10 protein-coding genes are annotated in these 13,578 nt (G+C 69.4%); 6 read left to right on the plus strand and 4 right to left on the minus strand.

Annotated elements, in window-relative coordinates:
* The first annotated feature begins 115 nt into the window (after positions 1 to 115).
* Positions 116 to 1,105, plus strand: a complete 990-nt coding sequence (locus MKP15_RS05130; protein ID WP_104938990.1) for an RluA family pseudouridine synthase — start codon at positions 116 to 118, stop codon at positions 1,103 to 1,105.
* 99 nt (positions 1,106 to 1,204) lie between these two features.
* On the opposite strand, the gene MKP15_RS05135 is transcribed toward MKP15_RS05130, so the two are convergent.
* Positions 1,205 to 1,618, minus strand: a complete 414-nt coding sequence (locus tag MKP15_RS05135) for an energy transducer TonB (protein ID WP_104938989.1) — start codon at positions 1,616 to 1,618, stop codon at positions 1,205 to 1,207.
* Between the two features lies 1 nt (position 1,619).
* A complete protein-coding gene (locus MKP15_RS05140; RefSeq protein ID WP_054668699.1) occupies positions 1,620 to 1,964 on the minus strand; it encodes a 4a-hydroxytetrahydrobiopterin dehydratase in 345 nt (114 codons plus the stop codon).
* A gap of 88 nt (positions 1,965 to 2,052) precedes the next feature.
* On the opposite strand from MKP15_RS05140, the gene MKP15_RS05145 reads away from it, so the two are divergent.
* Entirely contained in the window at positions 2,053 to 2,652 is a 600-nt protein-coding gene (locus MKP15_RS05145; RefSeq protein WP_161613682.1) for an NfuA family Fe-S biogenesis protein, read from the plus strand.
* Between the two features lie 18 nt (positions 2,653 to 2,670).
* The gene (locus MKP15_RS05150) at positions 2,671 to 4,437 is read left to right on the plus strand and encodes a hypothetical protein (RefSeq protein WP_240211998.1); all 1,767 of its coding nucleotides are present in this window, start codon (positions 2,671 to 2,673) and stop codon (positions 4,435 to 4,437) included.
* A 338-nt stretch (positions 4,438 to 4,775) separates the two neighbouring features.
* On the opposite strand, the gene MKP15_RS05155 is transcribed toward MKP15_RS05150, so the two are convergent.
* Positions 4,776 to 5,237: a cytochrome c gene (locus tag MKP15_RS05155; protein WP_104938986.1), complete on the minus strand. Its 462-nt coding sequence runs from the start codon at positions 5,235 to 5,237 to the stop codon at positions 4,776 to 4,778.
* A 9-nt stretch (positions 5,238 to 5,246) separates the two neighbouring features.
* Positions 5,247 to 5,639, minus strand: a complete 393-nt coding sequence (locus MKP15_RS05160; RefSeq protein ID WP_161613685.1) for a c-type cytochrome — start codon at positions 5,637 to 5,639, stop codon at positions 5,247 to 5,249.
* 205 nt (positions 5,640 to 5,844) lie between these two features.
* On the opposite strand from MKP15_RS05160, the gene MKP15_RS05165 reads away from it, so the two are divergent.
* The 3 genes from MKP15_RS05165 to MKP15_RS05175 are packed head-to-tail and all read left to right on the plus strand — an operon-like array spanning position 5,845 to position 13,555.
* The gene (locus MKP15_RS05165) at positions 5,845 to 6,984 is read left to right on the plus strand and encodes an efflux RND transporter periplasmic adaptor subunit (RefSeq protein WP_104938984.1); all 1,140 of its coding nucleotides are present in this window, start codon (positions 5,845 to 5,847) and stop codon (positions 6,982 to 6,984) included.
* Complete coding sequence (locus MKP15_RS05170) at positions 6,981 to 10,472, plus strand: efflux RND transporter permease subunit (RefSeq protein ID WP_240211999.1); 3,492 nt, start codon at positions 6,981 to 6,983, stop codon at positions 10,470 to 10,472. Before MKP15_RS05165 ends, MKP15_RS05170 begins: the two co-directional genes overlap by 4 nt.
* A 5-nt stretch (positions 10,473 to 10,477) precedes the next feature.
* Entirely contained in the window at positions 10,478 to 13,555 is a 3,078-nt protein-coding gene (locus MKP15_RS05175) for an efflux RND transporter permease subunit (RefSeq protein ID WP_104938982.1), read from the plus strand.
* Positions 13,556 to 13,578: the final 23 nt, after the last annotated feature.

The raw sequence follows: 13,578 nt of genomic DNA on the forward strand, positions 1-13,578 counted from the left end.
GCGGTGGCCGCGCACTGTGCCGGATCCGTCGGAAGCCGGGCTTCTGGCCCTGGTCAACTTCCAACGAAATCAAACCCTTATATCGCTCCCCGAGTGTAGCAGAATAAACAGGCAGATGACTGACTCCGAAGACCGCCGCGCACCCTCCGCGGGCAAATCCAGCGTGCGCATGATCAAGGTTCCGGAAGACCGGGCCGGGCAGCGCCTGGACAACTTCCTGCTGGGCCAGCTCAAGGGGGCGCCGCGCAGCCTGGTCTACAAGCTGGTGCGCAGCGGCCAGGTACGGGTCAATGGCGGCCGGGCCAAGGCCGAGCGCAAGCTGGAGGCCGGCGAGGAGGTACGGGTGCCGCCGGTCAATCTCGCCGAGGTTGGAGACAAGGCGCCACCGCCGGCCGGCTTCCTGCAGCGCATGGAGCAGGCCATCGTGTTCGAGGATGCGCGGCTGCTGGTGATCAACAAGCCGTCCGGCGTGGCCAGCCATGGCGGCAGCGGCATCAGCCATGGCGCGATCGAGACCATGCGCGCGCTGCGCCCGAACCAGGGGCTGGAGCTGGTCCACCGGCTGGATCGCGACACCTCGGGGCTGCTGGTCATGGCCAAGAAGCGCTCGGCGCTGTCCGAACTGCAGGCGCTGCTGCGCGAAGACCATGACGGTGCCGGCCCGGGGGGCATCCGCAAGCGCTACCTGACCCTGCTGGTCGGGCGCATGCCTGACGGGGTGATGAGCGTGGACGCGCCGCTGCACGTGGGCCTGCGCCAGGGCGGGGAGCGCCATGTGCAGGTGAACGCGGCGGGCAAGCCGTCGCTGAGCCACTTCAGGGTGCTGGAGCGGCGCGGTGGCCATTCCTACTGCGAGGTGAAGATCGACACCGGGCGCACCCACCAGATCCGCGTGCATGCCCAGCACATCGGCCATCCGGTGGCAGGTGACGACAAGTACGGCGATCCTGCGGTCAACAAGCGGCTGCGCGAGCAGATCGGCCTCAAGCGGCTGTTCCTCCATGCAGCCTCGCTGGAGTTCGCCCTCGATGCCGGCAAGACGCCCTATGTGCTCAATGCGCCGCTGGCGCCGGAGCTGGTGGAGGCGCTGGACCGGTTGCGCTGACCGCGCGCGGTTGCAGCGGGTGGATGGCGCCCGGCCCGATGCCTGCGCCGACCCGTGGGCGGCGGCCGGCAGGGGGCGCCCCGGGGATGCGAGCGGGGCTCAGCCGCCGCGCCGCATCCGTTCCTCGATCGCGAAGCAGCTGTCCGGCTTCGGCTGCGGCGGGTTGAAGCTCACCGGCACCTGGATGGTGGTCGGCACCGCCTGGCCATTGCGGGTGGCGGCCTTGAACTTCCATTCGCGCACGCGCTGGATCGCCGCATCGTCGAGCTGGCTGTTGCCGCTGCTGGTGAGCAGCGCGACTTCGGTCGGGGTGCCCTGCGGCCCGACCACGACCTTGAGCACGCTCTGGCCGCCGACCCCGCTGCAGGCCAGTTCGACCGGGTAGTCCGGTGGCGGTGTCTGCACCGCGGCCACTTCGGTGGGGGCGACCACCGGCGCGGCCGGTCCGGAAGGGCCGCAGGCACTGAGCAGGAGGGCGGTGACGAGGGAACCCGGCAGGAGATGCGCTTTCATGTCATTGCTCCACAAGTGCGGATGCCTTGGCGGCACAGATGAAATCGTTCTCGCTCAGGCCGCCCACGTCGTGGGTGGAGAAGCGGACGATGGCGCGGTCGTAGTGCACCCCCAGGTCGGGGTGGTGGTCCTCGCGGTGCGCGACCCAGGCCAGGGCATTCACGAACGCCATGGTGCCGTGGTAGTTGTCGAAGCTGAACGTGCGCACCAGGGCGTGGCCGTCCTCGGCCAGTTCCCAGCCCGGGACCTGCGGCAGCAGTTCGGCCAGCCGCGCCGCGCCGAGCCGGTGCTCGCTGCCCCTGCGTGGAATGCAGTGCGCCTGCGCGAGTGGAATCAGATCGGCCATGGGAATCTCCATCGAAGGGGCTGAACGGTGCCGCGCGTGGAATCACTGTCCCATCAGCAGCCACCAAGACACGGCTAGAATACCCCGCATGATCCAGATTTCAGATACTGCCCAGCGCCATTTCCGCAAGCTGATCGAACGCGAGGCCGTGCCCGGCATGGGCGTGCGCCTGAGTGCGGTCGAACCGGGGACGCCGCGCGCCGATGCGCGCCTGGAGTTCGCCGAGCCGGCCGATCTGCTGGGTGACGAGTGGGCGGTGGACTGCGACGGTTTCACGCTCTACGTGGCGGCCACCAGCGTGGCCTGGCTGGATGGCGCCGAGATCGACTACGTCACCCAGGCGGCGGGCACCCAGCAGCTGACCATCAAGGCGCCCAGGATCAAGGGCGAAGCGCCCGGCGAGGCGGCGTCGATGGTCGAGCGCGTGCACTGGGTCATCGAGAACGAGGTCAACCCGCAGCTGGCCTCGCACGGCGGGCGCGTGGCGGTGCAGGAAGTGTCCGCCGATGGCGTGGTTCTGCTGCGTTTCGGTGGTGGCTGCCATGGCTGCGGCATGGCCGACGTGACCCTGAAGCAGGGTATCGAGAAGACCCTGATGGCCCGTGTCCCCGGCGTTACCGCGGTGCGCGACGCGACCGACCACGCCAGTGGCCAGGCACCCTACATTCCGCGCGGCAGCGCGGGCTGAGCGACCCGCCACGTGCCGGTGACGACGGTTGCCGACCTGATCGACCTGCTGGCTGCCCGCCGCAAGGGCAGCCTCCTGCATGACCGCCGCACCGGCTTCCCCTACAGCTGGAGTGCCTGGCTGCGAGGGGGCGGCCAGGCAAAAGGGCTGGCCTTCGCTGGCGCCGATGCCGCTGCCGCAGCGCCGCCGTGGCGTGGCCCGCGTTCCCGCGGAAGCGGCCGTCCGGTTTCGTTCCAGCGTGCCTTGCTGCAGTTGTTGCGCTGGGCCGGGGATGACCCGCCGGCAGACGACCAGCGCCGCATCCGCTGGTTTTCCGCGCTGTGCAGCGTGGCCCTGCATCTGCTGTTCGCGGTACTGCTGGTGTGGGTGGCGCTGGTACGCAGCACCGTGCCCGAGCCGGGTGCGGACGAGGGGGAGCGGGTCCGGGTCGAGTACCTGGGCCGGGGCACCCCGGAACAAGAAGGTGGCGGTGCACCGCGGGATGCGGGCGCGTCGGCGGATGAGGCGCAGGCAGCGGCGGCCGGCGCGCTGGCCGACGCTTCGTCGCCACAGGCACCGCCGCAGTCGCAGCCGCCACCGGCGGTGCAGGACGGCAGTGTCGATCCCACACCGGAGGCAACACCGGCGGACACCCCGCAGCCGGCACCCGACGCGGTGGCGCAGCAGCCGCTGCAGGTCACCGAGGTGGCGCGGCCCACCACCGATTTCGTTCTGCCCGCGCCCACGCTGGCCGAGCCGGCGCTGCGCGTGCAGGTGCCGCAGGTGCGCGAGCGTACCGTCGAGAGCGTGGTGGAGCGGCCGGCGAACGTGCGCGCGCCGCCGCTACCCGATGTCGCCATGCGCGCCCCGGCGATGCCGCAGGTGCAGGTGCGCGAGCGCCCGGTAGAGACTGCGCCGGTGCAGCCGGTGGCGATGGCGCAGGTGCGTCCACGCGAACCCCAGGTGCGCGTGGAGAGTGTCGCGCCGGCCGTACGCGAGCGGCAGATCGAGACCGCGCCGCGGCAGCCGCTGGCGCTGTCCACGGTGCCGGTACGCGAAAGCGGCGTGCAGGTGAAGGCCGCGGACGTGGTGGTGCGTGAGCGGCAGGTGCCGGGCGTGGCCGATGCCGCTCCGGCGCCGGCGGCCGGCGCCGGTGTGGCGACCGCGACCACCACTGGCGCCACGGCGCAGGGATCACGGCCATCGCCGGCGGCTGCGGCCGCGGACGGGCGTGCGGCCAACAGTGCGTCGCAGGCGGGCGCCAGTGCCGGCGCCGGTCCACAGCCGCGGGATCGCAGCGGCGGTTGGGCGGCACCGGTCCGCTCGGACGACTGGGGAGCCTCGCAGCGGCAGGCGGCGGGCGAGGGACGGGCTGCCTCCGACGCCGGGCGTGGCCTGTACAACCGTGATGGCAGCGTGCGCCTGGCGGGCGATGCCGGGAAGGACACGGCGTCGCCTGATCGCGGCGCGCCGGGTGGCGAATCCGACAACTGGAGCAGGGAGCAGCTCGATCGCGCCGGCACCTGGCTCAAGCGTCCGCCCTACGAGCATGCGCCAACTTCGTTCGACAAGTACTGGGTACCCAACGAATCGTTGCTGGCCGAATGGGTGCGCAAGGGAATCAAGAGCATCGAAATCCCCATCCCCGGCACCGGTACCCGCATCTCCTGCGTGGTGTCGGTCCTGCAGTTCGGCGGCGGCTGTGGCCTGCGCAACCCGAACATGCAGGAGCAGCCGGCCACGGCGCGGCCGCCGCCGGACATTCCGTTCAAGCAGGAACTGCAGGACGACAACGGCAGCCGTTGAGTGGGCGAAGGTGCGTTTGCCGTCGTCCTGCCGCCCGCCGCCGGGGCGATAGCGGCTCCTGTGGTGCCGCATGGCGCGCGCCACGGCGGGAACAGCGGCATGCCGCAGACGCGAGACGCGAGGGTTCCAGATGCCGCCCCGGGGCCGATCCGGGCGGGATAGGTGATGAGCGGCTCCGGTTACGCGCGGATACCGGGGAATCCGGCCGTGGCTGCGGGCCGCGCAACCCGCGCGGCGACCAAGCGTTTTCCGGGTGCGTGCTGTCGCGCGGCGCTCACGCCCGGCCCGGCCAGGCCCGGCGCGCGGGGCCGGCACGCGCAGGTGCCGGCGCGGTGCCGTTACTTGAGGCCGTGCAGGTCCCGCAGCTGGCTGGGGCGCGAGCCGAAGTAGGCCGCCAGGTCGGCGATGTCCTGGTCGCTCAGGCCGGCCGCCTGCGGCGACATCAGCATGTGCTCGCGATCGCCGCTGCGATACGCCTGCAGGGCATGGGCGAGGTAGTCGCCATACTGGCCACCGAGCCGTGGATAGCCCGGATCGATCGGCGCGTTGCCGTCGGCACCATGGCAGTCGATGCAGCTCTGGCCGGTGGCCTTGCCCTTGCTGTTGGCCAGCTGCTCGCCGGCGGCGATGCGCCCCTGCGGCAGGCCGGCCGACGAACTGGAACCATGTTCACCGCTGGCATGGCCGGGGTCGGCGGCGGATTTGGCGCTGGACTCCACTTCCGACTGGGTGCAGGCGGCCACCGTGCAGGCAGCGAACAGGGCGATGGCGAGACGCGAGGCGTGCTTGGCTTTCGACATGAGCGGTGCTTACTTGAGAGTGGACAGGTAGGCGGCGAGATCAGCGATTTCCTGCGTGCTGAAGCTCATCGATTGCGCCTGCATGGTCGGATGCTTGCGCTTGCCTTCGCGGTATTCGGTCAATGCCTGGCCCAGGTACTGCGCCGACTGCCCGCCGATCTTCGGCACGCGGTAACTCGGATAGGCGTTCTTGTAGCCGGTGATGCCATGGCACCCCTGGCAGGTGTAGGCCAGGGTGCGCCCGGCCTCGGCATTGCCGGTGGCCGGCGCCGCCGCGGGGGCGGGCGTGGCGGCGGGTGCGGGGGCGGAAGGTTCAGACTGCTGCGGGTCGGCTTGTGCGGCCGCCCCGAAGGGCAGGGCCAGAGCCAGGGCGAGACATACGGCAAACGGCTGCGAGCGCATGGTTTCCTTGTCCGGTATGCGGGTCTGTTCGTTCCGCCGTGGGGACACGGAACGGCCCGAGTATAGCCCGCGTATTCACCGGTTCGGAACCATTCATGAATGCTGCGACGCGGCATGCGGGCATGACCTTTGGGGCATGGTGTCGTCGTGGGGTGGTGCAATACTTTGCTACAACACCAGCCACTGCATCTCTAGGGACCCCACGATGTCGCCAATCCTTACCCCGTACGGCCGCACCGGACGCTGCGCCGCCGCTCTCCTCGTCACTTCGGTGTTGTTGCTCGGGGGCTGCAAGGCCGGTGGCGAGGATGCCAAGGACAAGCCCAAGGAAGAGCAGAAGGCAAGCGACGCGGTCCCGGTCGAAGTGGCCAAGGCGGCACGCCGCGCCATCGCCGCCAGCTACACCGGTACCGCCTCGCTTGAGCCGCGCGCCGAGTCGCAGGTGGTCGCCAAGACCTCGGGCGTGGCGCTGGCGGTGATGGTCGAGGAAGGCCAGCAGGTCAGCGCCGGGCAGCCGCTGGTACGGCTGGACCCGGACCGCGCGCGGCTGGCCGTGGCGCAGAGCGAAGCGCAGATGCGCAAACTGGAAAACAGCTACCAGCGTGCGCAGAAGCTGGTCCAGCAGCAGCTGGTTAGCGCCGCCGACGTGGACCAGCTGCGCTTCGACCTGGAGAACGCGCGCGCGCAATACCGGATGACGGCGCTGGAGCTGTCCTACACCACGGTGGTGGCGCCGATCTCCGGGGTGATTGCCTCGCGCGACATCAAGCCAGGCAATTTCGTGCAGATCAATTCGCCGATCATCCGCATCGTCGACGCCGGCAAGCTGGAGGCCACGCTCAACGTGCCCGAGCGCGAGATCGCCAAGCTCAAGCCGGGGCAGGCGGTGACGCTGGTCGCCGACGCATTGCCGGGGCGCACGTTCGACGGCGTCGTGGACCGCGTGTCGCCGGTGGTGGACACCGGCACCGGCACGTTCCGCGTGGTGGCCTCGTTCTCGGGCGAGGGCGACCTGCAGGCGGGCATGTTCAGCCGCCTGAGCATCAACTACGACCAGCGCGCCGACGCGCTGGTGGTGCCGCGTACCGCGCTGCTCGAGGACGGTGGCGAGCCCGCCGTGTACGTGGTGCGCGACGGCAAGGCGACCCGTACCCGGCTCAAGCTCGGCTATGACGATGCCGGTTGGATCGAGGTGCGCGAAGGCCTGCAGCCGGGCGAGGAAGTGGTGATCGCCGGCAAGGCGGCGCTGCGCGAGGGCAGCGCGGTGCAGGTGATCGGCAAGGAGAAGGCGGTCGCCGCCGCGGCGCCCGCCAAGGCACCGGCCGCACAGGCGGCCAAGCAATGAGTGCGCGCGATCCGTCGGTTCCCGGCGGTGGCGGCTTCGACCTGATCGAGTTCGCCACGCGCCGCCGCGTCACCATCGCGATGATGACGCTGACCCTGGTGCTGTTCGGCCTGATCTCGCTGTCGAGCCTGAAGGTCGAACTGCTGCCCGACCTGAGCTACCCCACGCTCACCGTGCGCACCGACTATGAAGGCGCGGCGCCGGCCGAGGTGGAGACGCTGATCTCGCAGCCGGCCGAGGAAGCGCTGGGCATCGTCAAGGGCCTGCGCAAGCTCAAGTCGATCTCGCGCACCGGGCAGAGCGACGTGGTCCTGGAGTTCGCCTGGGGCACGGACATGCAGCAGGCCGGGCTGGACGTGCGCGACAAGATGGAGACGTTGCAGCTGCCGCTGGAGGCCAAGCCGCCGGTGCTGCTGCGCTTCAACCCGTCGACCCAGCCGATCATGCGCCTGGCGCTGTCCTCCAGGCAGGACGGTGGCAGCGAGGCCGACGCGGTGCGCCGGCTGATGGAACTGCGCCGCTATGCCGACGATGACCTCAAGCGCAAGCTCGAGCCGGTCAGCGGCGTGGCCGCGGTCAAGGTCGGCGGTGGCCTGGAAGACGAGATCCAGGTGGATATCGACCAGCGCAAGCTGGCGCAGCTGGGGCTGTCGCTGGACAGCGTGATCCAGCGTCTGCAGCAGGAGAACGTGAACCTGTCCGGCGGCCGCCTGGAAGAGGGCTCGCAGCGTTACCTGGTGCGTACCGTCAACCAGTTCGCCACGGTCGAGCAGATGCGCGAGATGCTGCTCAACACCGCCGCCGGCTCGGGTGCCTCCTCGGCCGGCGAGAACCGCCAGCTGATGACCGCGATCCTCGGCAGCCGCGATCCGAACGTGATCGCCGCGCTGCGCAGCGATGGCAGTGGCGGCGGCACCTCGCCGGTACGCCTGAAGGACGTGGCCGACGTGCGCCAGGGCTACAAGGAGCGCGAGGCGGTGATCCGCGCCGGCGGCCACGAAGCGGTCGAACTGGCGATCTACAAGGAAGGCGACGCCAACACCGTCTCCACCGCCGATGCGCTGGAGAAGAAGCTCGAAGCGATCCGCAAGCAGATGCCCAAGGACATCGAGATGACCACGGTGGAGGACCAGTCGGTCTTCATCCGCCACGCGATCAAGGACGTCAAGATCGACGCGGTGATCGGCGGCCTGCTGTCGGTGCTGATCATCTTCCTGTTCCTGCGCGATGGCTGGAGCACGTTCGTCATTTCGCTGTCGCTGCCGATCTCGATCATCGCCACGTTCTTCTTCATGGGCCAGCTCGGGCTGAGCCTGAACGTGATGTCGCTGGGCGGCCTGGCGCTGGCCACCGGCCTGGTGGTGGATGATTCGATCGTGGTGCTCGAATCCATCGCCAAGGCGCGTGAACGCGGCATGGGTATCCTCGAGGCCGCGATCAAGGGCACCCGCGAGGTGTTCATGGCGGTGGTCGCCTCGACCCTGACCACCATCGCGGTGTTCCTGCCGCTGGTGTTCGTCGAAGGCATCGCCGGGCAGCTGTTCCGCGACCAGGCGCTGACCGTGTCGATCGCCATCGCGGTGTCGCTGGTGGTGTCGATGACCCTGATCCCGATGCTGAGCGCGCTCAAGGGCCGGCCGCCGCTGGAGTTCCCGGCCGAGGATCCGCGCCAGCCGTGGCGCCCGGAGCGCCGCTGGCAGAAGCCGGCCGCGTTCGCCGGTCGCGGCATCGGCGCCATGTTCCGCTACGGCTTCTATGCCGCGGCGTGGCTGGTGGTGCGCATCTTCCGCGGCATCGCCGCGGTGGTCGGGCCGGTCATGCGCAAAGCCAGCGACATCGCCATGGCCCCGTACGGCCGTGCCGAACGCACCTACCTGCGGCTGTTGCCCGCCGCGCTGGCACGGCCGTGGCCGGTACTTGGCGGCGCGGCGCTGGCGTTCGCGCTGACCCTGGCGGCATTGCCGATGCTGGGCGTGGACCTGATCCCGCAGCTGGCGCAGGACCGCTTCGAGATGACCGCCAAGCTGCCGCCCGGCACGCCGCTGGCGCAGACCGACGCACTGGTGCGCGAAGTGCAGCGCAAGCATGCCGGCGAGGATGGCATACGCCTGCTGTACGGCGTTTCCGGCACCGGCACGCGGCTGGACGCCAGCCCGACCGAGAGCGGCGAGAACATCGGCAAGCTGTCGGTGGTGATGAGCGACACCTCGCGCGAACCGGAGCTGACCGAGAAACTGCGCCAGACCATGAAGGCATGGCCGGCGGCGCAGGTGGATTTCGCGCGCCCGGAACTGTTCGCACTGTCGCCGCCGCTGGAGATCGAGATCGAGGGCAACACGCTGGACGCGATCCGGGTGGCCGGCAACCGCCTGGCCGGCATGCTGCGGCAGAATCCGCACTACGCGGACGTCAAGTCGACGGTCGAGCAGGGCTTCCCGGAAATCCAGGTGGTGTTCGACCAGGACCGCGCCGCGGCGCTGGGCCTGACCACGCGCCAGATCGCCGATGCGGTGGTCAACAAGGTGCGCGGCAACGTCGCCACCCGCTACAGCTTCCGCGACCGCAAGATCGACGTGCTGGTGCGCGTGCAGGAGTCCGAGCGTTCCTCGGTCGAGGACATCCGCCGCCTGATCGTGCACCCGACCGGCGGCAAGCCGGTGGAACTGTCGTCCGTGGCCGAGGTGGTGGCGACCACCGGCCCCAGCGAGATCCACCGCGCCGACCTGCGCCGGGTGGCGATCGTCTCGGCCAACCTGCGCGGCATCGACCTGGGCACGGCGATCACCGAAGTGCAGAAGATGGTGGCCGACAACCCGCTGGGCACCGATGTCGGCATGCACATCGGCGGGCAGGGCCAGGAGCTGGGCGAATCGATCCGTTCGCTGCTGTTCGCCTTCGCCCTGGCGGTGTTCCTGGTGTACCTGGTGATGGCGTCACAGTTCGAATCGCTGCTGCATCCGTTCGTGATCCTGTTCACCATCCCGCTGGCGCTGGTCGGCGCGGTCGCGGCGCTGCTGCTGTCGCGCTCGCCGGTTTCGGTGGTGGTGTTCATCGGCCTGATCCTGCTGGTCGGGCTGGTGGTGAAGAACGCCATCATCCTGATCGATAAGGTCAACCAGCTGCGCGAGGAAGGCGTTCCCAAGCGCCAGGCGCTGGTGGAGGGCGCGCGCTCGCGACTGCGCCCGATCATGATGACCACGCTGTGCGCGGTGTTCGGCTTCCTGCCGCTGGCGCTGGCCTTCGGCGAAGGTGCGGAAGTGCGCTCGCCGATGGCGATCACCGTGATCGGCGGCCTGCTGGTCTCGACCCTGTTGACGCTGCTGGTGATTCCGGTGGTGTACGACCTGCTGGACCGCAAGGCCGACGCGTTCTATGCCGAGCGTGGCCGCCGCGCGCGGCAGCAGGCGCAGCAGGTCGAGCAGGTGCTGGCGCACGAGCATGACGCGCTGGGCGATGGCGCCACCGGCGGCGACGGGCTGAAGGGCTGATACGGATGAACATCACCGAGCTGTCCATCCGCCGCCCCGTCACCACCATCATGCTGTTCGTGTCGATGGTGGCGATCGGCCTGATCGCCGCCTTCCGGCTGCCGCTGGAAGCCGAGCCGGAAGCCACCATTCCCTTCTTCTTCGTGTCGCTGCCGTACCCGGGGTCGACGCCGGAGGAAGTGGAGCGCAACCTGCTGCGGCCGGTCGAGGAAGCCATCGCCACGATGCCCGGCATCAAGTCGATGAACGCCCGCGCCAATGCCGAGGGCGGGCAGATCCAGGTCGAATTCAGCGACTGGAACCGCGATATCGCCATGGCCGCGTCCGAGGCGCGCGAGCGCATCGACGCGGTGCGCGACCAGTTGCCGGACGATTTCCGCCGCTACTACGTGCAGCGCTGGAGCACCAGCGACCGCGAGGCGATGAGCCTGCGCCTGACCAGCGACGAGGACCTGACCGCGCGCGCGGACCTGATCGAGCGCAGCATCAAGCAGCGCCTGGAGCGCCTGCCCGGGGTGGCGCGGGTCGAGGTCGAGGGCGTGGCCAAGCAGGAAGTGCTGGTGGCGCTGGACAAGGACCGGCTGAGCGCGCACGGGGTGGCGCTCAATGAGCTGGTGCAGAAGCTGCAGGCGGCCAACTTCTCGGTGTCGGCCGGGCAGATCACCGAGGCCGGCCGGCGCCTGCGCGTGCAGCCGCGCGGCGAGCTGCTGGAACTGCAGGCGCTGCGCAACCTGCCGGTCGACAAGCGCGGCACCCGGTTGTCGGACATCGCCGACGTCAGCCTGCAGCCGCAGCGCATGAACTACGTGCGGCAGATGGAGGGCAGGCCCAGTGTCGGCGTCGACGTATACAAGGAGCGCTCGGCCAACCTGGTGGACCTGTCGCGCGCGGTGCGCGCCGAGATCGAGCGGCTGCAGGAAGACCCGGCGATGCGCGGCGTCGGCATCGAGGTCACCGACGACCAGGGACAGGCGGTGACCAGTTCGCTGCTGGCGCTGGCCGAGGCCGGCGCGATCGGCCTGCTGCTGTCGGTGATCGTGCTGTACGCCTTCCTGCGCCATTGGCCGTCGACGCTGATGGTGTCGCTGGCCATCCCGATCTGCTTCATCATGACCCTGGGGTTCATGTACTTCGCCGGCATCACCCTGAACATCATTTCGATGATGGGCCTGCTGCTGGCGGTGGGCATGCTGGTGGACAACGCGGTGGTGGTGGTGGAGAGCATCTACCAGGAGCGCGAGAAATACCCCGACCAGCCTTCGCTGGCGTCCATCATCGGCACCCGCCACGTGGCCATCGCGCTGTCCGCCGGCACCCTGTGCCACTGCGTGGTGTTCCTGCCGATGATGTTCGGCGAGAAGAACATCATCACCATCTACCTGTCGCAGCTGGCGGTGACGATCTCGGTCTCGCTGCTGGCCTCGTGGCTGGTGGCGGTGAGCCTGATCCCGATGCTGTCGGCGCGGATGAAGACCCCGCCGGCGCTGAAGTCGCCGCTGATCAACCGGATGCAGGAACGCTATGCGCGTGCGCTGCGCTGGACGCTGCAGCACCGCGGCTGGGCGGTGGGCGGCATCCTCGCCATTTCCCTGGCCAGCGTGTATCCGATGACGCATACCAGCGGTGGCGGCGACGACGACAATCCGAGCGAGATCAACATCTTCTACCAGTGGCGTGGCGCCTACTCCAAGGAGGAGATGGGTCGCGAAGTGGCGCGGGTGGAGGCGTTCGTCAATGCGAACCGCAAGCAGTTCCACATCGACCGCGTGTTCAGCCGCTACAGCGAACAGGGCTGGGCGCAGACCCGCCTGTTCCTGGACACCGAGGACCCGGCGCTGAGCGAGAAGATCAAGGAGGAGGTGCGCAAGGGGCTGCCGCAGTCGGCGCGCGCCAAGATCGGCATCGGCTGGCCGGGTGGCATGGGCAGCGACGGCCAGGGCATCCGCTTCAGCCTGGTGGGCGATTCGACCCAGACCCTGAAGGAGCTGGCCGATGACATCGTGCCGATACTGGCCCGCGACCCGAAGCTGCGCGACGTGCGCGTGGACACCGGCGACGCCAACACCGAACTGGCGGTGCGGGTGGACCGCGAGCGTGCCGCCGCCTATGGCTTCAGCGCACAGCAGGTGGCGCAGTTCGTCGGCATGGCGCTGCGTGGCTCCTCGCTGCGCGACTTCCACCGCGACGACGTCGAGATCCCGGTCAACGTGCGCTTCGCCGGCTCGGAGAACTATGGCATCGAGGACTTGTCCTCGTTCATGGTGCGCACCGCCGGCGGCAAGGAGGTGCCGCTGCTGGCGATGGTGGACGTGAATGTCACCCCGGCGGCCAGTTCGATCCAGCGGCTGAACCGGCAGACCATGCTGCGGGTCGAGGCGGGGCTGGCCAAGGACGTGCCGATGGACCAGGCGCGCAAGGCGGTCGAGACCACGCTGGACGGCGTGCAGTTCCCGCCCGGCTACGGCTACACCTTCGCCGGTGCCGGCTTCAACATCAACTTCGACGGCATGCAGCAGATGGTGAACAGCATCTTCATCGCGCTGATCCTGATGGTGGTGATCATGGCCGCGGTGTTCGAATCCCTGCTGTTCCCGGCGGCGATCATGTCCTGCGTGCTGTTCTCGATCTTCGGCGTGTACTGGCTGTTCTGGATCACCGGCACCGAGATGAACATCATGGCGGTGATCGGCATCCTGGTGCTGATGGGCGTGGTGGTGAACAACGGCATCGTGATGATCGAGCACATCAACAACCTGCGCCGGCGCGGCATGGCGCGCACCGATGCGCTGGTGGAAGGCAGCCGCGAACGCCTGCGCCCGATCATGATGACCATGGGCACGGCGATCCTGGCGATGATTCCGATCGCGCTGAACACCAAGACCGCCGACGGCATGCCGCCGTACTACCCGATGGCACGCGCCATCGCCGGCGGGCTGGCGTTCTCGACCGTGGTCAGCCTGCTGTTCCTGCCGACCATCTACGCGATCCTCGATGACCTGCGCACCGGCACGGCGCGCCTGGTGCGGCGCGCGCGCGGGCTGTCGCCACTGCCGGAGGTGGGGCCGGCGCCGGTGCAGGAGTAACGCCATCGTGCTCCCGCCATGCC

Origin of the sequence: Stenotrophomonas sp. Y6, assembly GCF_022436665.1 — a bacterium.
Taxonomy (GTDB): domain Bacteria; phylum Pseudomonadota; class Gammaproteobacteria; order Xanthomonadales; family Xanthomonadaceae; genus Stenotrophomonas; species Stenotrophomonas acidaminiphila_A.